The organism is Arthrobacter castelli DSM 16402 (assembly GCF_000430705.1).
Lineage (GTDB): Bacteria > Actinomycetota > Actinomycetes > Actinomycetales > Micrococcaceae > Arthrobacter_C > Arthrobacter_C castelli.
The window spans coordinates 17,638-43,839 of the sequence record NZ_AUMN01000011.1; the positions used below are offsets into that span (position 1 = coordinate 17,638).

Annotated in this window: 26 protein-coding genes; 12 read left to right on the forward strand and 14 right to left on the reverse strand. The window is 64.6% G+C overall.

The annotated features are described in order from the left end of the window. Window positions 1-43: 43 nt before the first annotated feature. The 6 genes from H535_RS25295 to H535_RS25300 form a co-directional block, all read right to left on the reverse strand. On the reverse strand, window positions 44-730 hold the full coding sequence (locus H535_RS25295; RefSeq protein WP_081416669.1) for a GntR family transcriptional regulator: 687 nt from the start codon (window positions 728-730) through the stop codon (window positions 44-46). Window positions 731-791: 61 nt separating this feature from the next. Then, window positions 792-1,742: a VOC family protein gene (locus H535_RS0112880; protein ID WP_026819874.1), complete on the reverse strand. Its 951-nt coding sequence runs from the start codon at window positions 1,740-1,742 to the stop codon at window positions 792-794. Between the two features lie 30 nt (window positions 1,743-1,772). Beyond that, entirely contained in the window at window positions 1,773-2,861 is a 1,089-nt protein-coding gene (locus tag H535_RS0112885; protein ID WP_035769544.1) for a 4-oxalomesaconate tautomerase, read from the reverse strand. Continuing rightward, window positions 2,851-3,546 (reverse strand): 4-carboxy-4-hydroxy-2-oxoadipate aldolase/oxaloacetate decarboxylase, encoded by a 696-nt coding sequence (locus H535_RS0112890; RefSeq protein ID WP_026819876.1) that lies wholly within the window; start codon window positions 3,544-3,546, stop codon window positions 2,851-2,853. Before H535_RS0112890 ends, H535_RS0112885 begins: the two co-directional genes overlap by 11 nt. Then, the gene (locus H535_RS0112895; protein WP_026819877.1) at window positions 3,543-4,277 is read right to left on the reverse strand and encodes a PIG-L deacetylase family protein; all 735 of its coding nucleotides are present in this window, start codon (window positions 4,275-4,277) and stop codon (window positions 3,543-3,545) included. The genes H535_RS0112890 and H535_RS0112895 overlap by 4 nt, the downstream gene beginning before the upstream one ends. A gap of 115 nt (window positions 4,278-4,392) precedes the next feature. Beyond that, window positions 4,393-5,553, reverse strand: a complete 1,161-nt coding sequence (locus H535_RS25300; protein ID WP_081416670.1) for a CocE/NonD family hydrolase — start codon at window positions 5,551-5,553, stop codon at window positions 4,393-4,395. A 251-nt stretch (window positions 5,554-5,804) separates the two neighbouring features. Here H535_RS25300 and H535_RS0112910 point away from each other — a divergent pair, with 251 nt between their 5' ends. Genes H535_RS0112910 through H535_RS0112930 form a run of 5 tightly spaced genes read left to right on the forward strand, consistent with a single transcriptional unit; the run spans window position 5,805 to window position 10,539 of the window. Then, the gene (locus H535_RS0112910) at window positions 5,805-6,575 is read left to right on the forward strand and encodes an ABC transporter ATP-binding protein (RefSeq protein ID WP_026819878.1); all 771 of its coding nucleotides are present in this window, start codon (window positions 5,805-5,807) and stop codon (window positions 6,573-6,575) included. Then, window positions 6,575-7,285, forward strand: a complete 711-nt coding sequence (locus tag H535_RS0112915; RefSeq protein ID WP_026819879.1) for an ABC transporter ATP-binding protein — start codon at window positions 6,575-6,577, stop codon at window positions 7,283-7,285. The genes H535_RS0112910 and H535_RS0112915 overlap by 1 nt, the downstream gene beginning before the upstream one ends. Window positions 7,286-7,288: 3 nt before the next feature. After that, entirely contained in the window at window positions 7,289-8,173 is an 885-nt protein-coding gene (locus tag H535_RS0112920) for a branched-chain amino acid ABC transporter permease (RefSeq protein ID WP_026819880.1), read from the forward strand. Beyond that, the gene (locus tag H535_RS25305; RefSeq protein ID WP_051299215.1) at window positions 8,170-9,201 is read left to right on the forward strand and encodes a branched-chain amino acid ABC transporter permease; all 1,032 of its coding nucleotides are present in this window, start codon (window positions 8,170-8,172) and stop codon (window positions 9,199-9,201) included. The genes H535_RS0112920 and H535_RS25305 overlap by 4 nt, the downstream gene beginning before the upstream one ends. Window positions 9,202-9,255: 54 nt before the next feature. Continuing rightward, entirely contained in the window at window positions 9,256-10,539 is a 1,284-nt protein-coding gene (locus H535_RS0112930) for an ABC transporter substrate-binding protein (RefSeq protein WP_026819881.1), read from the forward strand. A gap of 139 nt (window positions 10,540-10,678) precedes the next feature. Here H535_RS0112930 and purU read toward each other — a convergent pair whose 3' ends face one another. From purU to H535_RS0112950, 4 genes are all read right to left on the reverse strand, one after another. Next, a complete protein-coding gene (purU, locus tag H535_RS0112935) occupies window positions 10,679-11,581 on the reverse strand; it encodes a formyltetrahydrofolate deformylase (RefSeq protein ID WP_026819882.1) in 903 nt (300 codons plus the stop codon). A gap of 13 nt (window positions 11,582-11,594) precedes the next feature. Next, the gene (gene ligM, locus H535_RS0112940; RefSeq protein ID WP_026819883.1) at window positions 11,595-13,001 is read right to left on the reverse strand and encodes a vanillate/3-O-methylgallate O-demethylase; all 1,407 of its coding nucleotides are present in this window, start codon (window positions 12,999-13,001) and stop codon (window positions 11,595-11,597) included. A 72-nt stretch (window positions 13,002-13,073) separates the two neighbouring features. Continuing rightward, a complete protein-coding gene (locus H535_RS0112945) occupies window positions 13,074-13,952 on the reverse strand; it encodes a methylenetetrahydrofolate reductase (RefSeq protein WP_051299217.1) in 879 nt (292 codons plus the stop codon). Between the two features lie 78 nt (window positions 13,953-14,030). Then, window positions 14,031-15,386, reverse strand: coding sequence for an aminomethyltransferase family protein (locus H535_RS0112950; protein WP_026819885.1), 1,356 nt, complete (start codon window positions 15,384-15,386; stop codon window positions 14,031-14,033). Between the two features lie 178 nt (window positions 15,387-15,564). On the opposite strand from H535_RS0112950, the gene H535_RS25310 reads away from it, so the two are divergent. Together H535_RS25310 and H535_RS0112960 are read left to right on the forward strand one after the other, a co-directional pair. Beyond that, complete coding sequence (locus tag H535_RS25310) at window positions 15,565-16,437, forward strand: IclR family transcriptional regulator (protein ID WP_081416672.1); 873 nt, start codon at window positions 15,565-15,567, stop codon at window positions 16,435-16,437. A gap of 91 nt (window positions 16,438-16,528) precedes the next feature. Further along, window positions 16,529-17,227 (forward strand): dienelactone hydrolase family protein, encoded by a 699-nt coding sequence (locus H535_RS0112960; RefSeq protein ID WP_026819886.1) that lies wholly within the window; start codon window positions 16,529-16,531, stop codon window positions 17,225-17,227. An 18-nt stretch (window positions 17,228-17,245) separates the two neighbouring features. Here H535_RS0112960 and pcaG read toward each other — a convergent pair whose 3' ends face one another. The 4 genes from pcaG to H535_RS0112980 form a co-directional block, all read right to left on the reverse strand. Further along, window positions 17,246-17,815: a protocatechuate 3,4-dioxygenase subunit alpha gene (gene pcaG, locus H535_RS0112965; protein WP_026819887.1), complete on the reverse strand. Its 570-nt coding sequence runs from the start codon at window positions 17,813-17,815 to the stop codon at window positions 17,246-17,248. Continuing rightward, window positions 17,812-18,615 carry a protocatechuate 3,4-dioxygenase subunit beta gene (gene pcaH / locus H535_RS25315; protein WP_035769548.1) on the reverse strand — a complete coding sequence of 268 codons (804 nt, stop codon included), beginning with the start codon at window positions 18,613-18,615 and terminating at the stop codon, window positions 17,812-17,814. The genes pcaG and pcaH overlap by 4 nt, the downstream gene beginning before the upstream one ends. Window positions 18,616-18,737: 122 nt before the next feature. After that, entirely contained in the window at window positions 18,738-19,508 is a 771-nt protein-coding gene (locus tag H535_RS0112975; RefSeq protein ID WP_026819888.1) for an IclR family transcriptional regulator, read from the reverse strand. Between the two features lie 67 nt (window positions 19,509-19,575). After that, window positions 19,576-20,853 (reverse strand): CynX/NimT family MFS transporter, encoded by a 1,278-nt coding sequence (locus H535_RS0112980; RefSeq protein WP_051299219.1) that lies wholly within the window; start codon window positions 20,851-20,853, stop codon window positions 19,576-19,578. Window positions 20,854-21,055: 202 nt separating this feature from the next. Here H535_RS0112980 and H535_RS0112985 point away from each other — a divergent pair, with 202 nt between their 5' ends. The 5 genes from H535_RS0112985 to H535_RS0113005 are packed head-to-tail and all read left to right on the forward strand — an operon-like array spanning window position 21,056 to window position 26,174. Next, window positions 21,056-22,054, forward strand: coding sequence for an ABC transporter substrate-binding protein (locus tag H535_RS0112985; RefSeq protein WP_026819890.1), 999 nt, complete (start codon window positions 21,056-21,058; stop codon window positions 22,052-22,054). After that, window positions 22,051-22,893, forward strand: coding sequence for an ABC transporter permease (locus tag H535_RS0112990; protein ID WP_026819891.1), 843 nt, complete (start codon window positions 22,051-22,053; stop codon window positions 22,891-22,893). The genes H535_RS0112985 and H535_RS0112990 overlap by 4 nt, the downstream gene beginning before the upstream one ends. Beyond that, window positions 22,890-23,663: an ABC transporter permease gene (locus tag H535_RS0112995; RefSeq protein WP_026819892.1), complete on the forward strand. Its 774-nt coding sequence runs from the start codon at window positions 22,890-22,892 to the stop codon at window positions 23,661-23,663. The genes H535_RS0112990 and H535_RS0112995 overlap by 4 nt, the downstream gene beginning before the upstream one ends. Beyond that, window positions 23,653-24,546 carry an ABC transporter ATP-binding protein gene (locus tag H535_RS25320; protein WP_051299221.1) on the forward strand — a complete coding sequence of 298 codons (894 nt, stop codon included), beginning with the start codon at window positions 23,653-23,655 and terminating at the stop codon, window positions 24,544-24,546. Before H535_RS0112995 ends, H535_RS25320 begins: the two co-directional genes overlap by 11 nt. Continuing rightward, window positions 24,543-26,174: a thiamine pyrophosphate-dependent enzyme gene (locus tag H535_RS0113005; RefSeq protein WP_026819893.1), complete on the forward strand. Its 1,632-nt coding sequence runs from the start codon at window positions 24,543-24,545 to the stop codon at window positions 26,172-26,174. Before H535_RS25320 ends, H535_RS0113005 begins: the two co-directional genes overlap by 4 nt. Window positions 26,175-26,202: the final 28 nt, after the last annotated feature.

Genomic DNA, 26,202 nt, shown 5'->3' on the forward strand with positions numbered 1-26,202 from the left:
GCCGGCTCCGGTAGGGTCCGGTAGGTTCCGGAAGATGCACCGGCTACTGGCGAGGGCTGTCGGAAGCCTTCACGATCGCATCTGCGACGCTTTGCAAATGCTGCTCCATCACGGCAGCGGCACGCTGGGGATCCCGGGCGCATACCGCATCGATGATGTCGACATGCTCGGACAGCGACACCGACGGACGGCCCGGCTGCATCACCAGCCGGAACTGATGGCGCACGTTCTGGCCGCGCAGCCGGGAAATGAGTCCGGCGGCCGTTTGCTGACCGCTCAGCTCGACAATCCGGCGGTGCAGGGTTTTATTCCACTCCGAGTACTGCAGCAGGTCGCCGGAGGTGACTGCCTCGGTCATGGTCCGCGCCAGGGTCCGCAATTCGTCAATGTCCTCGTCGGTGACCAGTTCGGCCGCCTTCGCCGCGCATATCCCTTCCAGCGCACCGCGGACCTCAATAATCTCAACGGCTTCGGCCACGGACACGGCACGGACCCTCGCCCCCCGGTTTTGGATACGCTCAACCAGGCCCTCAGTGGTCAGTTCGGCGAGCGCGGCCCGCACGGTTGCCCGGCTCGCGTTGAACTCGTGGCTGATATCCGTCTCGATCAGCCGCTGGTTGGGCACCAGCTCGCCTCGACTGATCGATTCCCTCAGCCCGGCGACGACGGCGGCCGAGTCTGTGGACTTCTTGCGGGTGCCCTGCTGCGAGGACTGCACAGTGCTGGCCATGGTGAAGGAAACTCCGTAACGTCGGGACCGCTAACCAATACGTTGACAATAATGCACTAGGTTAGTCGACCGGCGGAGTTCCATGGGTATGGAAAGACTCGATCGTCTTCAGCCCCCAGGCCTGTCCCTTGGCACGTTCGGCTTCGCTCCACTCGATGGTCTTCCAGTCCGGCGCCAGGATCAACCGCGCCCCCGGGTTACAGAACTCGATCCGGTTCCCGCCGGGTTCATACACGTAGAGGAAGAACGTCTGCTGAATGGCGTGCTTGTGCGGTCCGGTCTCAATATGGATGCCGTTCTCCAAAAAGATATCGGCCGCCTTGAGGATGTCCTCGCGGGTGTCGGCGGCGAATGCCAGGTGATGCAGCCGTCCGTGTGTTCCGGTGTGGTCGCTGGAATAGACCAGGTCATAGGACTTGTTCGTGAACGAGAACCACTGCGCAGCGAGCCGGCCGTTATCCAGCCGGATCTGCTCGGTGGCCCGCCCGCCGAGGACCTCGTTGACGAACTCGCCGTTGGCCTCGACGTCCACGCCCAGGAAGTTGACGTGGTCCAGCCTGCGGGCGTTGACGCCGTGGCCCGGGAACCGGTCGGCCTGGTTCTTCAGCGCCGGTCGGGTCGCTTCCGAGGGCACATGCCATTCGCTCTCGTAGTAGATCTCCATCGGGTGGCCGTCCGGGTCGGTAAACGCGTAGGTCTTGCCAATTCCGTGGCTGCCCTCGCGCCAGCCGACGCCGCGACCGGAGGCTTCGATGGCTGCCACGCGCCGGTTCAGGGCCTCTTCGCTGACCGTGCGAATGGCCACGGCCCCGATGCCCGATTTGCTGCTGGGGACCAGTTTGAGCGTGTACCGCTCGTAGTCGTCCCAGGAGCGCAGATACACCGAATCGCCGTCCCACGCCACTTCCCGGAAGGCCAGCAGGTCCGTGAAGAACCAGTGGCTCTTGTCGAACTCGGAGGTCAGCAGCTCGACATGGCCCATGTGGGCGATGTCGTGAAACGCTTCGTTCATTGTTTTCTCCTTCTTCTCGCGCTTGGGCAGTCACCGGGGAAAGACGACGCCGTCGAACAGCTTGCGTGCGGTGCGGAGCACCGTCGAGGACCGGGTGGTGATTCCCGACGGGCCGTCTGCCAGTTCGGCTCCGACATCCAGGTACCCGGTCGGGTGCTCCAGCCGCAACGGCTCACCAGCCGGCGGCAGGTCGGCCAGCTGATGCCCGACGGCGCCGGGCAGCTGGACTCCGGCGGCCACCGTGGTGCCGCCGAGGACGCCAATGGAGGTGTGGCACCGTACGGGCAGGAAGCTGCGGGTGTTGATGGCCCCGCCATGGTGCGGCGCAGAGAGCAACACCAGCTTGGGTACAGTGGATTCGCTGACGTCCCCCATGCCCATCAAGGCTGCGGCTTCGACCCGGATCCGGGCCAGTCGGTCGGCCAATTCGGGCATTGCCTCAAGCTCGGCGGGACTTTCGGTACCGTCCACTCCCAGGTCGGAGGCTTGCATCAGCACCGATGGCATGCCGTTGTCGACGCAGGTGGCCCGGATGCCATCGACGACGTCGGATTCGTGTCCGGTCGGCAGCAAGGCCCCGGTCGAGGACCCGGCGGTATCCTCGAAGGCCAATGTAATGCCCGCCGCCGTGCCCGGAACGCCGTCGATCGAGGCCCCGCCCCGATACTCAACCGTTCCGTCCGGGGTGGGAAAGCTGGCGGTGGCGATGCTGTCGGAATTGAGCATCCGGATCCGCACCGGCGTCGTTCCCCGTTGCGCGGCCACCAAGCCGCGTTCGACGGCGAAGGGGCCGACCCCGGCCAGGATGTTGCCGCAGTTCTGGCGATCGGATACCTCGGCCTTGTCCACGCTGACCTGCAGGAACAGATAATCCACGTCGCTGTTTCCATCCGTCGACGGCGAGATCACCGCCGCCTTGCTGGTCAACGGATGCGCCCCGCCGATGCCGTCGATCTGCCGCTCATCCGGGCTGCCCATGATCTGCAGCAGCAGCTCGTCCCGCTCGGCCGGGTCGGCGGGCAAATCATCGGCCAGGAAATAGGCGCCCTTGGAAGTACCCCCGCGCATCAGCAGGCAACGGATTCCGTCACTGCCCTGGCTGCCCTGGCTACTCTGCATAGTCCTCGGCCGCCACGTATTCGACGCCCAGCTGCTCGAGCAACGGCCGCAACCCATAACGATCCAGCCCGAGCTGGCCCTCATTGAAGGCGGCCCGCGTCGCCGCTTCCTTGGCAACCCGGGCGGCGGACGCCTCGACGGCCCGCCCGGCCTGCAGCCTCGGCACGCACAGCACGCCGTCGTCGTCGGCAACGATCACGTCTCCCGGACGCACCACTGCGCGGCCCAGGGTGATCGGCACATTCACCGCACCCGCCGTTGCCTTGACCGTCCCCTGCGCGTGCACTGCCGCAGACCAGGCGGGAAAGTTCAACTGCTCCAGTTCGGCGACATCGCGCACACCGGTGGAGGTCACCACCCCGCGCACGCCCCGATATTGGGCCGCGGTGGCGAATAATTCGCCGAACAGGCCGTCGACGCAGTCCGACGTCGTCGTCACCACCAGCATGTCGCCCGGACGGCATTGTTCAATGGCGGCGTGGACCATCAGGTTGTCGCCAGGCCAGCACAGGACGGTCACGGCGGTGCCGGCGACCCGCACTCCCGACTGGATGGGCCGCAGGTGCGGCCCGGCGAGCCCGGTGCGGCCCATCGCCTCGTGGGCGGTGGCGACGCCGTAGCCCGCCAGCGCATCGACGTCGGCGAGGTCCGCGCGCGGCGGATCGGTCACAATGACGTTCCTCATGCCAGCTCCCTGGCTACCTGGGGGTAGTAGCGCATATACGCCTCGCCCTTGGTCTCGGTGGTGAAGCCGAGGTTCGGACCGGCATTGCGCGTGAGCTGCACCCCGCGGCGTGCGGCAAGGTCGGTGTAGTAATCCCACATATGCTGCTGCGCAGCCAGGCACTCCATGGCCTTGCGCTTGGCGGCAAAGGCGTCGGTGATATCCAGCAGGACATTCGGCTTGAAGTCACACTGCTCGGGCTGGTGGGGCTCGAAGAAGAACACCGGCGGCGCCCCCAGCGGCTCGCCTGGTGCATCGTAGCCAATCGCCTGGGCCAGCACCCGGGCATCCAGTGCCATCCGGGCCGCCGCCGGATGGTCCCCGTTGTACGGGTCGGCCAGCGGGTGTGTGAGCACAACGGTGGGGCTGACGTCGCGATAGAGGCGCACCAGCCGGTCCACCACCTCCCGGGATTCCACCAGCGGATAGTCCCCGGCGTCGAAGAACTCGACTTCCGCTCCCAGCGCGGCCGCGGCATCTTCGGCTTCGCCGCGGCGCATCGCCTTGATCTCGTCGAGGCCCTTGCCCTCCCGCCACGCGCGGGCCGACTCGCCGCGCTCTCCATAGGAGAGGCAGACGACGACGGCGCGCTCGCCCCGGCGGGCGGCGGCGGCAATAGCTCCACCCGCCCGCCAGACGAAATCACCCGCGTGGGCGCTGACTACCAACAGGGCCGGCTGGGAATCACTCATGGATACTCCTTGGGTGTCGCGGGGCAAGCGCTTCGATTTCAGTCAACCAACCCACACCATTATTGTCAACAATTATGGTTTGAATATGGGCAGGGTTTGAATCCGCTGTGGCTGCTCACCTCTCGTCCCCGAATACCGGAATGAGCAGGTGGGAATCGTACTGGCCGCCGGCATGCACAACATGCGGACCCCGATTGACGGATTCTTCGTGGCGGGCGTAGAGCGCCGGTTTCGGGTAGCGCATCACGTCCGACCCCTGCACCACCAGCACCAGAGCCTCGCCGGCGGCGAAGCGGGTGCCCGACGGGAGGATTTCAATCTCCAGCTTCACTGGTTGATCGTCCGGCAGGGGCAGTTCCCGGCGATGTGCCAGCACAGGGTGATACGGCGTCGAGCGGGCCGGGTCCAGCTCCCGGTGCGAGGCACGCTGCCAGCCGGCCGCAACCGGGCCGTCGTCGAAGATCGCATAGTAGGGAAACCCGACGACGTCGCCGTTGCCGTCCCTCTTGAACACCGCCACGAAGACGTCCATGTCGGCCGCTTCCGGAGCCGACATATACAACCGGGCCTTCATATGCCCGACGAGCATGATGTCCCGGTCGAATATCCGCTGGAACTCGAGACGGTGCGGGCGCAGGCCGCTTCCCAGTCCGTCATAGCCGGCGGTTTGTTCGACCTCCGGGGCGGCGTCATCCAGGGTGGCCGTTGCCGCGTTCAGGTACAGCGGCCGGTGATGGACCTGCGGCAGTGGCCAGCTGCCGGCGTCGTAGTTGCGCCCTGCATAATAGCTGTCCCGCACTTCGACCCGCACCGGAGGCCACTTATCCAGCTCCGTGTCCCGGCCGAGCAGGAAGTGGTCGAAGAAGGCCCGCTGGCGCTCCACGTTTTCCGGCCGGTAGTACTCCGCCCACTTCTTGCGGCCGTGCACGTGCAGCCATTTCCGCTCAGAGGAGATCCGGCGGAACCCCTCCAGGGTTCCCCGGCTGTGCAGCCCCTGGTCGGACCAGCTGGCGACGCCGCTGGCCGGGCGAACCACGCCCAACTGTTCGGTGATGTGCTTGCCATACGGCGACCAGCTGATCAGGGGTGCCGCGGGTTCGCCGCCCTCCGGCCGGTAGACGTCCACCCGAATCGTCGCCGACGACGACGTCGGCACGGCAACATCCCGATCAATCACCATGTCCGGCAGGTGCTCCGTGCGCGGCCGGGGCAGACTCCCGCCCCGCGCCTCGGGGTGATGAAACGGGCGCCGGAACGCATAGCCGGCTGCAGCCATTGGCCCCCTCCCCTCCCGCCTGAGAGACGTATCAAACCAGTAACTCTTTGGATGATTACCTTGACATGATTTGTGTCACATCGTTAGCGTCAATGTCAACATTCTTGTCGACTATCTCGGATCGCAGGTCGCAGGACCGCTCATCGCAACGCATCGGGAGGAAGTCAGATCGTGCTCGACTACTTCATGCTGACAACGGCCCGCCTATCGTCCCTCATAGGCACGGATGTGCTCCGCAACGAGTGTGTGCTGTGAGCGCGAGGCTGAGCGTCGCTGACGTCTTCCTGCAGTTCGGCGGAATCACCGTGTTGGAGTCGGTGTCCTTCGATGTTGAACCGTCGACGATTTTTGGCCTGGTCGGGCCCAACGGGGCGGGAAAGACATCCCTGTTCAACTGCATCAGCGGCCATTACAAACCCTCTGCCGGGTCGGTATCCATCGATGGAGAGGATGTACTCCCGCGGGCGCCGTCGAAGCTGGCGCACATTGGACTGGCACGGACGTTTCAGCACCCTGCCCTTCAGCTGCACTCGACTGTCCTGGACAACGTACTGCTGGGCGGCCACTGCCGGCTGACCGGCGGCGCATTATCCTGGGCGCTGCGGCCGCCGCACATAGTGCGGCAGGAGCGGAGGATCCGGCAACAGGCTCACGAGACGCTCGAACGCCTGGATCTGGATTGGGCGGCCGGGACGATGGCCGGCGAGCTTCCGCATGCCCTGCACAAGCGGGTTGAGCTGTGCCGGGCGTTGCTGAGCAGACCAAAGCTGTTGCTGCTCGATGAACCGGCGGCCGGCTTGTCGCATAGCGAAGTCGAAGACTTGATCGCCTGGCTCAGGAACCTCCGCTCCGAGTTCGGCTTGACCATGATCGTCGTCGAACATCACATGGGGCTGATCTCTGCCATCACTGACCGGGTCGCCGTGCTGAATCAGGGGCGGAAGCTAATGGAGGGAACAGCCGCGGAGGCACAGCGGGATCCTCGTGTGGTCGAAGCTTATCTGGGCGGGGAGGCGGCTTAATGCCCGTTCTGGAGCTGGACAACGTGACGGCAGCGTACGGCAAGGCAGAGGTGCTGCACGGGATCGGCCTCAAGGTTGAGCCCGGTGGCGCCGTCGGCATCCTGGGCGCCAACGGGGCAGGTAAGACGACGACGCTGCGGGCGGTCAGCGGCATGGTCAAGACCGGCGGTCAGGTCACCTTCAACGGCCGGAAAATCACAGGCCTGCGACCCGACCAGGTGGCAGGGCTGGGAATCTCCCATGTTCCCCAGGGACGCGGCACGCTGGCACGCCTCAGTGTCCGGGACAACCTGTTGGTCGGAGCGTACCGCCGGAAGGATTCGCGGGGTGTTGCCGTTGATCTCGAACACTACTTTGAGCTGTTTCCGCAATTGGCCGCACGACGGAACAACCTTGCGGCGGCGCTGTCAGGCGGGGAACAGCAGCTGCTGGCGATTGGCCGGGCCTTCATGTCGAAACCGGAGTTGATGCTGCTTGACGAGCCCTCGCTGGGGCTGGCCCCGAGCACGGCGCAAGGCGTCTACGAAGCGATTGCTGAACTCCGGCGCCACAGTGGCCTGTCGATGGTGGTGGTGGAACAAAATGCGGCTTTGGCTTTCTCCATCGTCGAGGAGGCCATCGTGCTGGAAACCGGCCACGTCGCGCTGGCCGGCACACGCGACGAGCTGATGGGTATGGATGCCATCCGCGAAGCCTACCTGGGAGGTTGAGCGGTGGATTCAATCTTCCTGCAGTTGGTGGTCGATGGCTTGGCCAACGGAGCGATTTATGCGGCCTTGGCCCTGGCCATTGTCCTGGTGCACCGCGCAACCGGCATGATCAATTTCGCGCAGGGCGCCATGGCCGTGATGTCCACGTTCCTGGCCTGGTCGATGTGGCAGGTGGGCCTGCCTGCACCGGTGGCCATCCTGGTGACCATCGTGATCTCCATGGTGATGGGCGCCGCCGTCGAGCGGCTGGTGATCCGCCGGTTCGAGCAGGGGTCCGAGCACACCGCCGTGATCGTCACCGTTGGCCTGCTGGTGCTGTTTACCGGGCTGGCCGGTTTGTTCTGGGGATACACGGCCGTCGAATTCCCGTCGTTGTTCCCGCTGGGGACCTTAAACATCGCGGGCGCGTTCGTCAGCTACCAGTCCCTGGGCAATATTGCCGTGCTGTTGCTGGTCGTGCTGGGCCTTCAGCTGCTGTTCAAAAAGACCAAGCTCGGGCTGGCGCTGCGGGCCGTTGCGGACAACCCCGAATCCAGTTCGCTGTCGGGCATTCCGGTCGGAAACCTCCTGATGGTCGGTTGGGGACTCGCCGCAGCACTGGGCGCGCTGGCCGGTGCCCTGATCGCCCCGAAGGTCTTCCTGGATCCGCACATGCTGGACCAGGTGCTGGTCTACGCGCTGGCGGCGGCCATCCTCGGCGGATTGAACAGCCCCCTGGGTGCCGTCGTTGCGGCGATGCTGATCGGCGTCGTCGAGAATCTGGCCGGCCATTACATCACCATCATCGGCGACGATTTGAAAATCGCGGTGCCGCTGATCGCGATGTTCATTATTCTCCTCGTCCGCCCGCAGGGTCTCTTCGGCCAAAAAGAGGTGGTGCGGGTATGAACCGGACCATCTTCAAGCGCCGCTGGTTCCGCATATCGGTGATCGCCGTGCTGGCACTGGCCGCGGTGCTGGCGCCACTGGAGCTGGTCCCCTACGCCAATTACCAGCTGACAATGATCGCGGTGATGGGCGTGGCGATCCTCGGCGTCAACATCATCACCGGGTACACCGGACAAATTTCGCTGGGCCAGAGCGCGTTCCTCGGCCTCGGCGCCTACGTGACCGCCTACGGGGTCACTGAAGGCTGGCCCGTCCCGCTGGTCTTCCTTCTGGCCGCCGTCATTCCCGGGGCTGTCGGCCTGCTCATCGCCCTGCCGGCGGTACGGCTGAAGGGTGCTTCGATCGCCATGGTGACCATCTCGCTGCCGATCATCGCCGACCCGCTGGCCAAGCGGCTGACCGACATCACCGGCGGGTCGGCGGGGATCACCGTGCAATGGATGTCCGCGCCCGAGTGGACCGGGCTGGCCGATGACCAGTGGCGCTATTATATCGTCGGTGCCATCGCCTTGGTGTTCTTCGTGCTGGCATGGAATCTGACCCGCGGCCGGATCGGACGGGCCTTTGCCATTGTGCGGGACAACGAGGCAGTTGCCACCTCAATGGGCATATCGAGCTACAAGTACAAGGTCCTCGCCTTCACCATTGCCTCGGCCTATGGCGGAGTTGCCGGCTTCCTCTACCTGGCCGCGGTCCAATATATGTCCCCGGCGACGCTGAGCTTCATCGTGGGCATCAACCTGCTGGCCGCGATGATCATTGGCGGCTCCGCGAGCATTATCGGATCCCTGTTCGGCGGCGTCTTCTACGTCTTCATTCCAGTCGTGGCCGGCCAGATCGATCCCTCGCATACCCCGATCGTCTACGGTGCGGCGCTGCTGCTGATCCTGTTCCTGGCCCCGGGCGGGGTCGTGACCCTGCCGCGTGTGCTGCGTCGGTTGATGGGCAGACGCACCGGACGGCAGCAGCAGCCGGGCGGCGGGGACGACCAGGCAACTGAATCGTCGGCCGGAAAGGTCACATCATGAGGCAAGTGTTTCGCAACCATCTGCTTCGCCCTTGGAAACAGTAGGAGGAAAGTCATGAGCACCACAAAAAACTTCAGCCGCGGCACCAAGAGTGCCGTTGCGCTGGCGGCCGTCGCGTCGCTGGCGTTGACCGGATGCGGACGGAACGACGACGGCGGCGGAGGCGGAGGCGGAGAAGGCCCCACCAACACCGCCGCCGGCAGCTCGCAGGGCATCGACGAGAACACCATCACACTCGGCACGACCACATCACTCAGTGGGGTGGCGGGAGCTCCGGGCACATGTTCCCTCAAGGGCATGGAAGCCTACTTCGAGGCGGCGAACGCCGACGGCGGCATTGAGTTCGGTGACGGCAACACCCGCACTGTCGAGATCAACGCCTACGACGATGCCTACGATCCGGCCAAGGCAGTGTCCAACTTCCGGCAGATCATGAACGAAGGCGCATTTGCCGAGGTCAACGGGCTGGGCACCCGCACGAATCTGGCGATCATGCCGGTGGCCAACAAGGAAGAGTTTCCGCAAGTCTTCGTCGCCTCCGGCAATCCCACGTTCAGCCAGAACCCCGACGAACACCCATGGACCATTGGCTGGATGCCGACCTATCACACCGAAGGTAACTCGTTCGGCAAGTTCCTCGTTGAGTCGGGCGAGCCGGTGACAGTGGCGGTGCTGGCGCAGAATGACGACGCCGGCAAGGCCTACGTCCAGGGGCTGGAGGAAGCCGTTCAGGGGACCAACGTGAAGATCGTGGCGCGGGCAACGTTCGAGCCGGGCGATTCCACGGTCGATGCCCAGATCGCTGAGCTGGCCAACAGCAACGCGGATGTCTTCTTCTCGGCGAACACGGTCCCGGCGCTGACCGCCTCATCGATGGTGCGCGCCCAGCAGTTGGGATGGACGCCCGCCATCTTCCTGGCGTCGGTCGCTTCGCAGCCGGACCAGGTGCTCGAACCGGGCAACGCGGACGCATTCCCGGCCGTGTACACCAGTGCTTTCACCAAGCCATTCACCAGCGAGGAGTATGCCGGGGATGAGGATGTGAAGCAGTTCCTGTCGGATATGGAAGAGTACTCGCCGAAGATCGACACGATCATCCCGCACTGTGCCTGGGGTTACGCCACTGCTGCCACCCTTGAGCAGGCCTTTACTTTGATGGAAGAGCCAACCCAGAAGTCCTTCATGGAGGCGGTGCGTAGCATCGAAGGCTTCGAGGCACCGTTGCTGCTGGACGGCCTGCAGGTCAATACCACGACCAACAGGGCACCGGTTGGTGAAGTGGCCATCACGGGCTGGACCGGAAACGGATATCAGCCGGCCGATTCCTTCGGTGGCTAAGTACGCGCCAGGGGCGACTCGGCCGACCGGCTTGACCCCGGCTGGCTGTACCTGGCCGACCGGCTGACGGTCGCCGGCCTGCGGGAAGGTGTCGGGAGCAGTGGCTCCGGCACCTTCCCGCAGCGGCCTCGCTCGTTGATCAGAACACTACTGTGGTGTTGCCGTCCCGCAGCACCCGGTCGTCACAGTGCCAGGCAACAGCCCGCGACAGCACAAGACGTTCGACGTCGGCCCCGCGCCGGGCCAGATCCCGGGTGGTGTCGGTGTGGTAGGCGCGCACGACGTCCTGTTCGATAATCGGCCCTTCGTCGAGCTCTTCGGTAACGTAGTGCGCCGTCGCTCCGATGAGCTTCACTCCGCGGTCTTTGGCCTTCTGGTAGGGGCCGGCGCCAATGAATGCGGGCAGGAACGAATGGTGGATATTGATCACCGGCACCCCGACATCACCGAGGAAGTCCGGCGAAATGATTTGCATGTAGCGGGCCAGCACCACAAGATCGACGTTGCCCTTGAGCAGCTCCAAATGCTGGCGTTCGGCGTCGGCCTTGTTGTCCTTGTCCACCGGGATGTGGAAATAGGGAATCCCGAACGGCCGCACGTCCTCGGCCAGATCGGCATGGTTGGAGACCACCATGGTGATATTCATCGGCAATTCCCCGCGCCGCTGGCGCCACAGCAAATCCAGCAGGCAATGATCTGACTTGGACACGAAAATGGCCACGCGCTTGCGGTGCCGGGCCTCAGTCAGTTTCCAGGACAGATCCAGCCCTTGGGCAATGGCCTTATCCAACTCGGCTTCCAGCTGCGGGCGCAGCGCCGACAGGTTCGGCAAATGGAAAACCGTACGCTGGAAAAACCGTCCCCCCTCGGGGTCGTTGGTGTGCTGGTCGAGGGAGACGATGTTCGCACCGTGGCGGGTGAGCACCGAGGTGACCGTTGCGACAATTCCCGGCCGGTCGGCCCCCTGGACGATTAAGCAGCCACGATCGGCCTGGTGGTCATCGGGCTCCCCGGGTGCGGGTCTGTACATCTGCTGGGACATCGTCACGAGTACATCAGGCTTCTTGTGCGGTGCGCCAGCCGCCGCGGTATTCGTTGCGGGCGGTGACTGAGTAGGGCACCGGGCTGACGATGGCACGGACTTCGATCTGCCGGTGCGGTTCGACGGTGGTCTTGTCGGTGCCGCCGTCGGGCTCGCCCCAGATCACCGTCACCTCGGTGCCGATCTCGACGTCGGGATTGACAGTGGCCAGCGACAGCGCCCGCTTCTCATTGGCACTATAACCGGTGAACATCGACACCCCGACAGTCTTGCCGTCGGCGTCGACCACCGCATCGTAATTCGACGAACCATAGTTGGCCAGCGGCAGGTCGAAGTATTTGTAGTTGTCGCCTTCGGTGTCGAATTGTGAGGCGAAGATCTTCGTCATGTCCTCGGCGTTCCAGGCCAGGGTGACCTTCTTGCGCTGGGCGGCCGGATCCACCTGCTCGAGCGCCTCCCGGCCGATGAAGTCGTGGTCGAACTTCACAAACGACCCGTAACCCAGCTCCCACGGATTCAGGTAGTAGTCCTCGATATTGTCCGATACGAACGAACCGGCCACCGCGTTCACCGCCTCATAGCTGTCGGCGCCGAGCCATTCGCGGTAGCCGCGCATCTGCTCGCCCGTATAGATCGCCGGCAACGGCGAGGGGATCCACCCGGATTCGAGCGTGTTGGAGGGGTAGGCGCGGCCGCCGACGGCGAGCATCCCGAATTCGGCGCCGGCGTCCAGGATGGTCTCGCGGACCGTGTCGTAGGACTCATACGGGCCCCACAACTCCAGCCCCGGAGCCCCGGCCATCCCGTGACGCAGCGTGCGCACCCGCTGACCGGCCACATTCATGTAGTCCATGTTGAAGAACTTCAGCTGCTCCACCGGCCCGCCATTGACCTTCTCGATGATCTTCCACGCATTCGGGCCCTGGATCTGCAGGCGCCAGTACTTGCGCGAGACCGGCTTACCCATCGGCCGCGACGGCGAGCGCCGGTCGACCTCAATCTCCACGTCATACCCGCCGGTCTGGCCGTGGTAGAGCAGCCAGTTCGCCGCCGGGGACCGGCCCACATACACGAACTCGTCCTCGGCCTCGTGGAACAGGATCCCGTCACCAATCACATGCCCGGCCGGCGTCGTCGGCACGTACTGCTTGGCCTTGTTCACCGGAAACTTCTCGACGCTATTAATCGCGGTATCGGAAATCAGCTTCAAAGCATCCGGACCCTTCATGAACAAGTTATCCATATGATGGGTCTGGTCATAGAGCACCGCCGTCTCCCGCCAGGCCCGCTGTTCGCTGCGCCAGTTGGTAAACTCCGGCGGCACGACCGGGTAGACGTAGGCACCGATTTGGGAATTGCGCAGCAACTCGACAGTGTTCCCGGCAGCATCCAATACGTCCTGCAGATTCTTCGCGCTCATGGTTCATCCTCTCTGTATGGGCACCGATGACGGTGCCGAATCTATGGGGCGCTCCCGTCGGCGGGGCGAAAATCAGTGTCCGCCGGGGTCCTCGCGAAAAGTCCGGACCCAATCAGCCGTCGTCTTTATCCCGCCGAACGTATAGAAATGCAGCAACATCTGCCCGTGTTCGTCGTGATTGTGGCGGGAGGCGAATTCGCGGATAATCCGCTCCGGGCCAGCGGTACCGAGCAGGTTGGTCAACGAGAACCCATACTTCTGCACGATGCCGGCCGAAGTGCCCACCCCAAACCGGCGGGCATAGGTCAGCAGACGTTTCACTCCGGCCGGTCCGGGCACGCCGATCCGCACGGGTGCATCCACTCCCCGCCGGCGCAACTCGGACAACCATGCAAAGACGGGGTCGGCGTCGAAACCGAATTGGGTGATGATGGACGGCTCCAGCCCCTGTTCGGCGGCTGCCGCATACTTGTCGGTGACCGCCTCCCACAGCCGCTGGTCGCTGATCTCCGGATGCCCCTCCGGATACCCGCCGAAGGCAACATGCTTGAATCCATACTGACCGAGCAAACCGGTGCGGATCAGCGACAGCGCGTCCTCGTAGGGGCCCTGTGGTTCGGCCGGGTCTCCACCGACCACGAACACGTCCTGTGGCGCCGCCGCCGTTGCCAACGCCTCCAGAAACTGCTCGAACTCTGCCTGCGAGCCCAGCCGGCGCGCGGAAATATGCGGCACCGGCACGAACCCCAACCGCCTGACCGCAGCCGCCGCATCGACGCGCATCTGCAGGTCCTCGTTCCCCAGAAAGGTCACCGAAACCCGGGTACCGGCGGGCATCAGCGGGGCCGCATCCTCCAGCGCGGAGACATCCTTGCCCGTCATTTCCAAAGAGAAGTCGTTCAGCAGTGCAGGAACGTCGCCCCCGGACGATGCAGCATGTTGGTCAGCCATTTGAACTTCCCTTCCCTCAGGAATTAATCGTCAACATTCTTGTTGACAAGATATCACCGGCTCCCGGTGATGTCCCGGTCAATTGGAGCGGTAGGTTTGGCGGGCGAAATCGGAGTACGGCACCGGCGCCACTGTCGCTCGAATCTCGACTTGGCGGTGTGCCTCGACCTGAGGCTTGGCGGAGTTGGGATCCTCGCCCCAGAGCACGCTGACCTGCGTGCCCGGTTCGGCATGCCGTTTGTCAATCGTTGCCAGCGAGATGAAGGCCTGCTCGTTGGTGGCGTAGCCGCAGTCGAAGGACAGCCCCACGCCCGCCCCGTCGGCGAGCACCTGGTCAACCTGATAGAACGCGTAGCGGGCCTTGGGCAGATCGAAGTACTTTGCCGGCAGCCCGTCAGAACCGAGGGATTTGAAAACGTCGGCCACGTCGTCGCTGTTCCAGACCAGCGTGACCTTCTCCCGCGGCGGGTTGTCCCGCATCCGTTCCAGCGCATCACGGCCGATGAAGTCATGGTCAAACGAGACGACCCGGCCGTAGTTGAGGTCCCACGGCGTGACATAGTAATCGGCGATGTTTGGGGAAGCAAAGCTTCCACCGAGGGAACCCACCGCATTGGCCGGAAGCCATTTACGGTATGCCGCGAGCGTCTCCCCGGTGAAGATGGCCGGCACCGGTGTCGGCACCCATCCGGAGGGAAGCGGCGAGGTGGAGTAGGCCTTGGCCCCCACTTGGCGCAGGCCGAACTCTTCGCCGGCGGCAAGGATCGCATCCCGCACCCGCTCGCCGTCGGCCCATGGCCCGAAGATCTCGAACCCTGCCTGCCCGGCGATGCCGTGCCGGATGGCCCGCACCTGGCATCCGGCGATGGTGAACCCGGTCATGTGGAAGAATTTCACATCCGGTGCCGGCCCTCCGATCAGCTTCTCGGTCAAGGCGAGCGCGGCCGGTCCCTGAAGCTCGTAGCGGTAGTTCTTCGGGGGGCCCGTGCGCACCAGGGAGTTGTCGTCTCGTTCGGTGGTGGCGTCATAGTTGCCCGCCTCCAGGTGGAACTGCACCCAGTCCAGCACGGTCGGGTGCCCGACGAGGTTGAAGCTCCCCTCCGCCAGGTACGCCAGAATCGCGTCCCCGATCAAGTGCCCGTCGGCGTTGACCGCGACGAACTGCTTCGCCGTGTTCACCTTGAAGTTTGCAAACTTATTCACGCCCGTATCGCTGAGCAGCTGCAGGGCGTCGGGGCCGTTGATATACAGGTCGGTCATGTGGTGGGACTGGTCGAGCAATGCAACAGTGTCGCGCCACGAGCGCTGCTCGGACCGCCAGTTCGTGAACTCCGGCGTGATCGGAAAGATAGTTGGCTTGGCCGGCGAGTTGCGCAACAGCTCAACCACATTTCCGGACCGCCGTATGGCTTCCTCCAAGCTCTCACCGCTCATTTGGTTTCGCTCCCTTCCCGTAAGCAGCCAGCCTGCCCGAACACGCCGTCACCCTCCAAGGCTCTCCGATTCTCCGAGCATTTGATACCGCGTGGGCGTGCCCTGCGGGCGATAGTTTCAACTATGTCCGAGCTCACACGACATCTGCTATGGTCGATTCCATTGAAAGGAATAACTCATGGCTCTAGCCTCGCGCGGCGTGCCGGTGCTGGACCGGCTCATGCAGGTCCTGGAGGCGTTCGACCTCAACTCGCCCAGCCTGACCCTGACCCAGATTTCCCAACGAGCGCACATGCCGATGGCCACTGTGCATCGTCTGACGGCGGACCTGGAGGAACACGGACTGCTGGAACGGCTCCCGGACCGCTCCTACCGAATTGGCGTCCGGCTCTGGGAGCTCGCCTGCCTGGCACCAGGTGCGCTGGGACTGCGGGAACTGGCGATGCCGCATCTTCAGGACGTGCATGCGACAATCCGGCAGCATACCCAGCTCGGTATCCTGCAGGACCGCGAAGTGCTGTTCCTGGAGCGGCTATCTGCACCGGATGCGGTGATCAATATGACGCTGGTCGGCGGGCGGGTTCCGCTCAACGCCTCGTCCAGCGGATTGGTGCTGCTGGCCCACGCTTCCCCCGCACTGCAGGAAGAGGTGCTTACCAGTTCGCTGCCACGCTTTACCGACCGCACTATTACCGCTGCTCCCGAGTTGCGCCGTGTGCTGGCATCCGTGCGGCAGGAAGGGTACGCGGCAGGGGTTGGGTATGTGAATCTGGAGGCCACCGGCATTGCGGTGCCCGTATGGGGGCCCAACGAGGTGGTGATCGCCGCCCTGGGTGTCGTGGTGCCCAGCACCACACAGCGTCTGCAGCCGATTGTCTCGGTATTGCAGTCCGCCGCAGCCAACATTTCCAAGGCGCTGCGGGCCACACACCTGCCGGCCGGTCATGCAGGCGCGGACGACGGCGGGCGGTACCGGGGAATGATCAGCGCTTCACTGGGCTCCCTGGAACTGTCCGGCAAGGACACCGGCGCACCGTCCGGCAGCGGGTGAGCCTGAAACCCACCCGCGGGCGCGCGTGACCCTTCAATGCACGATTGAACTGATCTAGTCTTGAGCATGTATCGCTGAACGAGGAGGATCTTTGGCGCAGCACACCCCGCATCAGAATGTCACTTTCGATTCCGCCGGGCAGCCGGCCCACGGTTATCTGGCCGTTCCCGACTCGGGCAGCGGCCCGGGCATCATCGTTATCCAGGAGTGGTGGGGCTTGACCGACCACATCCGGAATGTCGCCGATCGCCTCGCGGCCGAGGGTTTTGTGGCCCTGGCCCCTGACTTGTACGGCGGCTCCATCGCCCACGACGGCGCCGAAGCGGCCGACATGATGTCGCAACTTCCGGAGACGGAAGGGGCCCGCCTGCTCGCCGGCGCCGTCGATTACCTGCTCGCACACGAGGCGGTCACCAGCTCCTCTGTGGGCGCTACCGGTTTCTGCATGGGCGGCGGTTTCGTGCTGGCCCTCGCCGCGCAGCAGGGCGAGCGGATCAGCGCGGCGGTGCCGTTCTATGGGGTCGGGCCCGCCGTGCCGGACTCCTTTGAGGGGGTACGAGCGGCGGTGCAGGGTCACTACGGTGAACAGGATGCCGCGTACCCGGTGGAGGCGGCCCGGGCACAGGAGGAGCAGATCCGCCGCGAGTCCGGGGCGGAGGTTCAGTTTTTCTACTATGACGCCCCGCACGCGTTCCACAATGACGAGAACCCGCAAGGGAATTACCGCCCCGACGACGCCGCGCTGGCCTGGAACCGCGCGGTCAGCTTCCTTCGGGAGAAGGTGCGGTAGCCCGCGGACGAGCACTCGTCAGTCGAAGGCGAGGAACACCGTCTCCCGCACACCCTGCAGGTGGATGTCATGCTGCAACGAACCGTCTTCGGCCCGCGCGGCCACCACAGTGGACAGTTCCTCCGGCTCCAGGCTGGACAGGAATGGATCGGCCGCGTGCCGGCTGGCGTGATCCGGCAGGTAAATCCTGGTGTGCAGCTTGTTCATCAGTCCGCGGCTGAACACCGCCGCGGCGATGAAGGGGGCCTTGCCTGATCCGTCCTTGTATCCCGGGACCACGGTGGAGAACTGGTAATGCCCGGCCGCGTCGGTGGCCGCCCGGCCGAAGCCGGTGAAGGTGTAGCCGTCGCGATGGAGGGAACCCTCCTGCCGCGGGATGTTCCCGTGCTGATCCGCCTGCCAGATCTCCAGTAGCGCGTCGGGAATCGGGTCCCCGTCGCCGTCGTAGACATATCCATGCAGCCGGACCGATTCCCGATGGTGCGGCGGGACGAGATTCTCCCCGCCGTCGTACGGCAGCGCGTAGCCGAAGAACGGTCCGACGGTCTGGCCGGGGGTGGGGGACAGCTTTGATGCATTGGGGCTCATGCTTCGTCTCCTTCCGGCTCAACCCAGGTGGATTTGGACCCGGTGAGCACAATATCCCAGCGATATCCCAGCGCCCATTCCGGCGAGGTGAGATTGTGGTCGAAGTTAGCCACCAGACGGTCCCTGGCGTCCTGGTCGACGATCGAGTTGTAGATCGGGTCCAGCGGGAACAGCGGATCGCCCGGGAAGTACATCTGGGTGACAATCCGCTGCGTGAAGGCCGTGCCAAACACCGAGAAGTGGATGTGGGCCGGACGCCACGCGTTGCGGTGGTTCTTCCACGGATAGGCGCCGGGCTTGATGGTGAGGAACCGGTACCACCCGTCGTCGTCGGTAAGGCAGCGGCCGGCCCCGGTGAAGTTCGGGTCGATCGGTGCCGGATGCTGGTCGCGCTTGTGGATGTAGCGGCCGGCGGCGTTGGCCTGCCACACTTCGACGAGTTGGTTGCGCACCGGGCGTCCTTCGCCGTCGAGCAGCCGTCCCTGCACCACCATCCGTTCGCCGAGGGGTTCACCGCTGTGCACGATGGTCAGGTTGCTCTCCAGCTCGGCAACATCGGTATGGCCGAAGGCCGGAGAAGCCAGTTCGATCTCTTCCGGGTCAACGTGCCGCAGATTCTTGGTGGGATGGCGCAGGATGCTGCTGCGGTACGGGGCGAAATCCAGGTCCGGTTGCACGGACGGTGAGGCTCCGGCGTCGAGCTTCTGCCGATACTCGGCGTGTTTGGCCTGGATCTCGCCCGAAATCTGGTCCTGCGAACCCTCCCCCCGGTCGGACAGGTTGACCGTCTCGGTGCTCATGTATCTCCTTTTGTCTGTGCGGCGTCTGTGCGGCGCGCGCCGTTCCGACAGCGGTAATGCGCGACGGCGCGATGGCTGGTCTGCGCTTCACCATGTCAGGATCCCCGCAGGCGGGCAATCACTTACTCCCACTGAGTGGGATGCTCCTCCATGGCGGCCGAAATTCCCGCCGCGGCGCGGCGCAGCAGCGGCACGAACCTGCGCACGTCGCCCCGGGCCGTGTGCAGCACCAGGCTGATCGAGGCGTACGTCGTCGACGACGGATCCGAAATAGGAACTGCAATGGAGACATTGCCCAGCGTCATTTCCTGGCTGGTCAGCGCGAAGCCACGCTCCCGCGTCTGCTCAATCTCGTCCCGCAGCTTCGGCGCGGACACCACGGAGTATGCGGTGGGCCGGGCCAGCACCGCACCGAGATACTCCTCGACAAAGGAATCCTGCTGGAAGGCGAGCAGCACCTTGCCCACTCCTGTGGTGTGCAGCGGAAGCCGCCCGCCCATCCGACTGACGGTGGGCACCGACCGGTGTCCGATCAGCCGCGCCACGTACAGGGCTTCGTTGCCCGACAGCACGGCCAGATGCACATTTTCGGCAGCCGCTTCGTACAGTTCCAGCATGTAGGGCAGCGCTGATTCGCGCAGGTGCAGGCTGACGCTGGACAGTTCCCCGATCTCCCACAGCCGGGTACCGATCCAGTACTGTTGATCGGCATACGAAAGCAGGCCGTGGCTGACCAGTTCTGTGGCCAACCGGTGGGCGGTCGACGTCGGCAGTGCCGCCCGGGCGGCGATCTGCTGCAAACCGAGGGACGGCGTCTCCTCGCTGAAGCAGTCCAGGATGCTCAGCGCCCGGGCCAGCACGGAAGACCCGGGCTGGGACGTATTACCCGCCATCTGCTGCTCCATTCCTTACCGGATCTGTTTCTTCCGCGCCTATTCGGGTCAAGCCGGTCAAACCAGGTCAGGCCGGGGCAACATACCGGTTCCGTCCTGCCGCAAGACCGGCCGTTGCCTGGGCAACCCCGATCAACGCCAGCAGTTGCAGCGGAAGGGTCCAGGAGTCCGTGACCCCGTATACGGCGCCGAACAGCACCGGTCCGCAGGCGGCCAGCAGGTAACCGATCGATTGGCCCATACTGGACAGCGCGCTGGCCTGGCGATGGGTGTGCGTCCGCAGTCCGAAGAAGGAGAGCGCCGAAACCAGCGAACTGCCGCAGCAGAACCCGGAGATGACCACCCACAACAGCAGCAGGTCCGGCAGGAAAACGATGCCCAGCATGGACAGCAGCAGCAACACCGGCGGAGTTGCCGCAGTGAACCGCTGGTCCCTCCCGCGATTCAACAATAAGGGCGTCAGCAAGCTGCCTGCGATACCCAAGGCCTGGAAGAGGAAGACATCCCAGCCGGATTCGACGTCGGACCTCCCGAAAGTGCGCACGATGCTGGGCAGCCAGGTGATCAGGATGTAGAATGTGGCCGACTGAAGTCCCATATACAACGTGACCTGCCAGGCGGTGGCGGACTTCCACACCAGTGGGGTCGGGGCTGTCGGTGCGGGCGGTGCTGCCGGTGCAGCCGGTGCACCCGGTCCTGCTGTGGCCTTCGCCGCCGTCGAGCCATCATGGACAGTAGCCCGATCCGGCCTGCCCGGGTGCTTGCGCCTTAATTGTGGCAGCCATACCAGTACCGCCGGCACCACGAGCAGGGCCCACGCCGCCATCGCCCAGCGCCAACTCGAACCCGGGACGGTCGCTAGCGGCACCGCCAGTCCGGCCCCCAAACCTGCAAATGAACCCAGCACCGCCGAATATGCCCCGGTCAACGAGGCCATCTTCGTCGGAAAGTCGCGCTTGATCACCGCCGGCACCAGCACATTGCAGATGGCGATGGCCGCACCGGTAATAAAGGAACCTGCCCACAGATTGAAAATGCTGCCTTCAAGGGAACGAAACACCGTCCCGCCTATCAGCACCAGCAGTGCGGTGAAAATCGTCCGCTCGAGCCCAAACCTGCCGCTGAGGTTGTGGGCCAGCGGGGACACGATGGCGAACGCCAGCAGGGGCAGTGTGGTCAGCAGGCCGAGTGCCGCCGTCGACACTCCGGTATCTGCCGCGATGGCATCAAGCAGCGGGCCCGCGCTGGTCAGGGTGGCACGGAGGTTCGCCGCGACCAGCAGCAGCCCGAGCACCAGCAAAGCACCGGACGTCCGCCGATGCTCGCCCGTCACCGTACCGGCCATTTCCGCTGTCCTTTCTCCGCCCCGCGCACACCGCCCTCGCTGCCCACGCTAGCCTGTGATTGCAAAGCTGCAACGAAGGGACATTCCGCTTGACTGGCTGTGAGTCACCTCATAATGTTTTCATCTAGAACACGTGTTCATTATACGAACTGCAGCGGGGGATCGGCGCAACCGGCGTCGGCCAGCCAACAAAAGGAAAACGATGAAACGCAAACTATCTGCTCTCTTGGCAGCGGCCTCCGTGCTGGCTGTTAGTGCGTGTGGCGGGGGTTCACCGAGCGGGGGCGGCGGAGAAACCGGCGGAGGCGAAACCGCCGGGGGTTCCGGCGGGAACGGCGATCTGACACCCATTACGGTCGGCGTCATTCCGATCGTCGACACCGCGCCTATCTGGTTGGGCAAGGAGAAGGGTTTCTTCGCCGAAGAAGGCCTGAAACTGGAACTGCAGACCACCTCTGGAGGGGCGGCCGCCGTTCCCGGCGTCGTCAGCGGCGACTTCGACTTTGCATTCGGAAACGTGGTTTCCATTATGGTCGCAGCGGACAAGGGCCTCGGACTGGAATTCGTCACCAACGGTGCGTCCAGCGCCGGCCTAGAGGGAGATGGCTTCAGCGCCGTGGTGGTCAATGAAGATTCTCCGATTAAGAGTCCGGCGGATCTGGAAGGCAAAAAAGTATCCGTAAACAACCTGTCGAACATCGGCGATACCACGATCAGTCATGTGGTCGAGGAAGACGGCGGCGATCCGTCCAAGGTGGAGTTCGTCGAGGTTGGATTCCCGGACGCACCGGCTGCCCTGGCCAATGGCCAGGTGGACGCGGCGTGGATTCTGGAACCGTTCCTTTCCTCGGCGCTGGAAGACGGCGCCCGGGTTGTTTCCTATAACTTCTACGAGACCCACGAGAACCTGGACATTGCCGGGTACTTCACCGGCACGGAGAAAATGAAGAACAATCCCGAAATGGTGGAGAAGTTCCGTGCGGCCATGACACACTCACTGCAGTATGCCCAGGAGCACCCGGAGGAAGTCCGCAAAATCGTGGGCACGTACACCGAGATCAGCAAAAAGCTGCGCCAGGAAATGGTGCTGCCTGAATACCGTGCCAAGTTCAATCGTGAGGCCACTGAACTGCTCGGCAATGCAGCAGCGAAGTACGGCACCTTGTCCGAACCGCCGAACCTGGACAAGATCCTGCCGTGACTGCCGTCGCGCCCTCAGCTTCCGGCCAGCCGGTCACGGGCAAGGGGCAGAAGCGTCGCACCCGGACGGGTCCTCCCCGTCCGCTGCTCGGACTGGCAGGAATCATCGGATTCCTGCTGATCTGGGAGGCGCTGCCCCGGCTCTCGGTGGTGAACCCGGACTATCTGCCGCCGGCCAGCGAAGTGCTTGTCGTCTTCGTCCAGAATCTCGGGCTGACCGCCTTCTGGGTGGCGGTCGGACAGACGTTGATCAGCTGGGGGCTCGGGCTGGCGGTCGCCACGATCGCCGCCCTGGTCCTTGGGCTGATCATCGGGTCCAACAGCTTCCTGCGCAAGGCGACACATTCCACGATTGAGTTCCTCCGGCCGATCCCGTCGGTGGCGTTGATTCCCTTAGCGGTACTGCTCTTTGGTGTGGACCGTGGATCGGCGCTGATGCTGGTGATCTACGCGTCCTTCTGGCAGGTCTTGATCCAGGTGCTTTACGGAGTGGCCGACGTCGACACCGTCGCCCATGACACTGCGAAGAGTTACGGACTGGGGGCTGTCGCCCGCATCCGCTACGTGCTGTGGCCGACGACGTTGCCGTACTTCATGACCGGGCTCCGGCTGGCCGCGGCCGTCGCCCTGATCCTGGCCATCACCTCAGAACTGATCATTGGCAATCCGGGACTCGGACACCAGATCGCGCTGGCCCAATCCGGTGCCGCGATTTCGGCGATGTACGCGCTCATCCTGGCCACGGGCATGCTCGGGGTCGTAATCAATTTTGTGATGCGCTTGATTGAGCGCCGAACCTTGGCATGGCACAGTTCCATTCGCGGGGAGGCAGTGGTATGAGCATCGCGAAGCGCGCGGCTTTCCTGCTGGGACTGCCGGTCCTGCTGGTGTTGACCTGGTGGGTGACAACTATCGGCTCAACCAGCTTCTTCGTCCCCAAACCCGGCGAACTGGCACAGACATTCGTCCGGGTCTGGATTGGCGACCGGTTCTTCGAAGACGTGGTGCCCAGCGTGACCAACCTGGCTGCCGGCATCGTACTGGCTATTGTGCTGGGGATCGGCTTCGGCGTACTGATTGGCTCCGTGCGGTGGTTGCGCGCGCTGACCGAGCCCACGCTGGAATTCTTCCGCGCCCTGCCGCCTCCGGTGCTGGTGCCGGTGCTGATGCTGCTGATCGGCATTAACGACAGCATGAAGATCGCGGTGATCATTTCCGGAGCCATCTGGCCGGTGCTGCTGAACACCATTGAAGGCGTGCGGGCGGTCGACTCCGTGCTGTCCGACAGTGCCCGGACCTATGGCATCAACGGGTGGGCCCGGGTGCGGCATCTGGTGCTACCCAGCGCCGGACCGCAAATCGCGGCCGGTATCCGTCAGTGCCTGTCGATAGCATTGATCCTGATGGTGATCTCCGAGATGTTCGCTTCCTCGGCGGGCCTGGGATTCACCATTGTGCAGTTCCAACGCTCCTTCGCCATCCCGGAGATGTGGAGCGGCATTGTGGTGCTTGGGCTGATCGGCATTATCTTGTCATTTATCTTCCAGTGGACCGAACGCCGGGTGCTCCGGTGGTACCACGGACTCAGAGAGGTTGAAAATGCCGGCTAAGACAACAGCGCAGTCGGGCGTCGATACGGGCTCCACGCAGGAACCGTTGCTGTCCGTTAAAGGTGTGCAGAAGATTTACCAGGTCGACGCCGGCGAGATCGAAGCGGTCCGGGATCTGACCTTCGATCTGCGCCCGGGTGAATTGGCCTGCCTGGTGGGCCCGTCCGGATCGGGCAAGACGACCTTGCTCAAATGTATCGCCGGACTGATGGGCGCTACTGCCGGCGAAGTGGTGCTGTCCGGCAAGCCGGTCAATGGTCCGCCCAAGGAGATGGCGGTGGTGTTCCAGGAATACGGACGCAGCCTCTTCCCGTGGATGAGTGTGCGGGACAACGTGGAACTGCCGCTGAAGAACGCCAAGGTGGCCAAGGCCGAACGCAACCGGCTGGTCGATGAAGCGCTCGAGGCGGTGGGTCTCGACCATGTGCCGCGCAGTTACCCGTGGCAGCTGTCCGGCGGGATGCAGCAGCGCGTGGCGATTGCCCGCGCCGTCGCTTACCAGCCCAAGGTGCTGCTGATGGACGAGCCGTTTGCCGCCGTCGACGCCCAGACCCGCGCCGACCTGGAGGACCTGATCCGCGATGTCTGGGAGCGGCTGGGCATCACCATCCTCTTCGTCACCCACGACATCGACGAATCGGTGTACCTTGGCGAGCGGGTGATCATTTTGTCCAGTTCACCGACGGTGATCCAGGAGGACATCCAGATCGACCTGCCGGACGAGAGGGACCAGCTCACCACCCGCTCGAGCGCGCGCTTCACCGAACTGCGCGGGCATGTCTACGAGCAGATCCAGATCGCCAAACACAATACGGGCGCGTCGGCACCGTCCAACGCCGCCGGAGGATCGCCATCGACGGTCGCCAGAGAGGAAGCTGAATGACGACGACGGTCCGCGAAGCTTCGCTTCAGGTCCTGCGCGACCGGGGCCTGACCACGATGTTCGCCAATCCCGGATCCACGGAAGTGCCCTTCCTGTCCGGGCTGCCCGATGACTTCCACTTCGTGCTGGCACTGCACGAAGGGTCGGTGATCGGCATGGCCACCGGGTACGCTCTGGCCCAGGGCAAGCCGGCACTGGCGCTGGTGCACACCACCGCCGGCCTGGGCAACGCCGTCGGCGCCATTGCCACCGCCCGGGTCAACCGTGCCCCGATGGTGATCGTGGTGGGACAGCAGGACCGCAGACATCTGGCCCTGGAGCCGTTCCTTGCCGGAAAGCTGGAATCGCTGGCCGGCGATTATCCGCTGCAGGTGTTCTCGCCGGCCCGCGCCGCCGACGTGCCCTCCGCCCTTGGGCGTGCCGCACTGACCGCAGAACAAGACTCCGGTCCGGCGCTGGTGATCGTGCCGATGAGTGACTGGACGGAGCCGGCCGAAGCGGACGCGGACGCCGCGGCGGCCAGGGTCAGCGTTTCGCCGTCGTCGCCGCCGGCCGAACTTGCCCAGGTTGCCGAAGCGCTGGCCAATGCCAAGGCGCCCGCCATCATGGCCGGCTCGGGCAATGACACCGAAGCGGGCTGGGCGGCGCTGACGACTCTCGCCGAGGAGCTGCAGATCCCGGTCTGGATTGAACCCTTCGGCTCACGGGCGGGCTTTGACCAGGCCCATCCGCTGTACCGCGGGCAGCTTCCGGCGGACCGTCCCCGGCTGCGGGAGGCGCTGTCCGAGTGTGACCTGCTGCTGGTGGTGGGAACTGCCGCCATCCGGCAGTATCCGTACACCACCGGGCCGCTGGTCCCCGGGCACACCCGGGTGTTTGTGTTGACCGGCGACCCGGTACAGGCCAACCGCTCCCCTGCCGAACTGGCCGTCGTCGGCGATCCCGCGACGCTGTGCACCGCACTGCGGGAGCAGCTGCCGCGAACAGCTGTGAAGCGCGGTCCGGTGGACCCGGCAACTTCGCCGGCCAGGGACGCAGCAGCGGCGCACCGGCTGCCGGAACCGGCCGACGGCGAGCCGCTGCGCGCGGCCCATGTTTTCCAATTGCTCGCCGGGCTGCTCCCGGAAGAGACAATCCTGGTGGAGGAATCGCCGTCGTCCCGTCCCGCCTTGCAGGCGCTGGTGCCCGCGCGGCGGCCGCTCGGCTTCCTCTCGGCCGCCATGGGCGGGCTGGGGTTCGCCATGCCTGCCGCCATCGGCCTGAAGATGGGGGCACCGCAGCGGCCCGTGGTCGCGGTGGTCGGGGACGGCTCGTCGATGTACTCCATCCAGTCGTTGTGGAGTGCCGCCCAGCTGAACGTCGGCGTCGTGTTCATCGTGCTGGCCAATGGCGGCTACGCGGTGATGGACCGGCTGGCCGAACAGCGCGACAGCAAGCCTGCGTGGCCCGGTTTCCCCCAGATCTCCGTCTCCACCATTGCCAGCGGCTTCGGCGTCGCTGCCCGCAGGGTGGACAACCACGCCGAGCTGTCGGAGGTGTTGGCGGACGCTATCGGCAACGCGGCTTCTAGCACCGAACCGCTGCTGTTGGAAGTCGCCGTCGCACCGGACACCAGCTTCGCCCCCTGATTCGCCCCTGACCATCGGCCTCAGCCGC

What these genes read in the sequence shown, in the direction of transcription:
- H535_RS25295 (WP_081416669.1), bottom strand. Translation starts at nt 730, where the DNA reads ATGGCCAGCACTGTGCAGTCCTCGCAGCAGGGCACCCGCAAGAAGTCC.
- H535_RS0112880 (WP_026819874.1), bottom strand. Translation starts at nt 1,742, where the DNA reads ATGAACGAAGCGTTTCACGACATCGCCCACATGGGCCATGTCGAGCTG.
- H535_RS0112885 (WP_035769544.1), bottom strand. Translation starts at nt 2,861, where the DNA reads ATGCAGAGTAGCCAGGGCAGCCAGGGCAGTGACGGAATCCGTTGCCTG.
- H535_RS0112890 (WP_026819876.1), bottom strand. Translation starts at nt 3,546, where the DNA reads ATGAGGAACGTCATTGTGACCGATCCGCCGCGCGCGGACCTCGCCGAC.
- H535_RS0112895 (WP_026819877.1), bottom strand. Translation starts at nt 4,277, where the DNA reads ATGAGTGATTCCCAGCCGGCCCTGTTGGTAGTCAGCGCCCACGCGGGT.
- H535_RS25300 (WP_081416670.1), bottom strand. Translation starts at nt 5,553, where the DNA reads ATGGCTGCAGCCGGCTATGCGTTCCGGCGCCCGTTTCATCACCCCGAG.
- H535_RS0112915 (WP_026819879.1), top strand. Translation starts at nt 6,575, where the DNA reads ATGCCCGTTCTGGAGCTGGACAACGTGACGGCAGCGTACGGCAAGGCA.
- H535_RS25305 (WP_051299215.1), top strand. Translation starts at nt 8,170, where the DNA reads ATGAACCGGACCATCTTCAAGCGCCGCTGGTTCCGCATATCGGTGATC.
- H535_RS0112930 (WP_026819881.1), top strand. Translation starts at nt 9,256, where the DNA reads ATGAGCACCACAAAAAACTTCAGCCGCGGCACCAAGAGTGCCGTTGCG.
- purU (WP_026819882.1), bottom strand. Translation starts at nt 11,581, where the DNA reads ATGTCCCAGCAGATGTACAGACCCGCACCCGGGGAGCCCGATGACCAC.
- ligM (WP_026819883.1), bottom strand. Translation starts at nt 13,001, where the DNA reads ATGAGCGCGAAGAATCTGCAGGACGTATTGGATGCTGCCGGGAACACT.
- H535_RS0112945 (WP_051299217.1), bottom strand. Translation starts at nt 13,952, where the DNA reads ATGGCTGACCAACATGCTGCATCGTCCGGGGGCGACGTTCCTGCACTG.
- H535_RS0112950 (WP_026819885.1), bottom strand. Translation starts at nt 15,386, where the DNA reads ATGAGCGGTGAGAGCTTGGAGGAAGCCATACGGCGGTCCGGAAATGTG.
- H535_RS25310 (WP_081416672.1), top strand. Translation starts at nt 15,565, where the DNA reads ATGGCTCTAGCCTCGCGCGGCGTGCCGGTGCTGGACCGGCTCATGCAG.
- pcaG (WP_026819887.1), bottom strand. Translation starts at nt 17,815, where the DNA reads ATGAGCCCCAATGCATCAAAGCTGTCCCCCACCCCCGGCCAGACCGTC.
- pcaH (WP_035769548.1), bottom strand. Translation starts at nt 18,615, where the DNA reads ATGAGCACCGAGACGGTCAACCTGTCCGACCGGGGGGAGGGTTCGCAG.
- H535_RS0112975 (WP_026819888.1), bottom strand. Translation starts at nt 19,508, where the DNA reads ATGGCGGGTAATACGTCCCAGCCCGGGTCTTCCGTGCTGGCCCGGGCG.
- H535_RS0112980 (WP_051299219.1), bottom strand. Translation starts at nt 20,853, where the DNA reads ATGGCCGGTACGGTGACGGGCGAGCATCGGCGGACGTCCGGTGCTTTG.
- H535_RS0112985 (WP_026819890.1), top strand. Translation starts at nt 21,056, where the DNA reads ATGAAACGCAAACTATCTGCTCTCTTGGCAGCGGCCTCCGTGCTGGCT.
- H535_RS0112995 (WP_026819892.1), top strand. Translation starts at nt 22,890, where the DNA reads ATGAGCATCGCGAAGCGCGCGGCTTTCCTGCTGGGACTGCCGGTCCTG.
- H535_RS25320 (WP_051299221.1), top strand. Translation starts at nt 23,653, where the DNA reads ATGCCGGCTAAGACAACAGCGCAGTCGGGCGTCGATACGGGCTCCACG.
- H535_RS0113005 (WP_026819893.1), top strand. Translation starts at nt 24,543, where the DNA reads ATGACGACGACGGTCCGCGAAGCTTCGCTTCAGGTCCTGCGCGACCGG.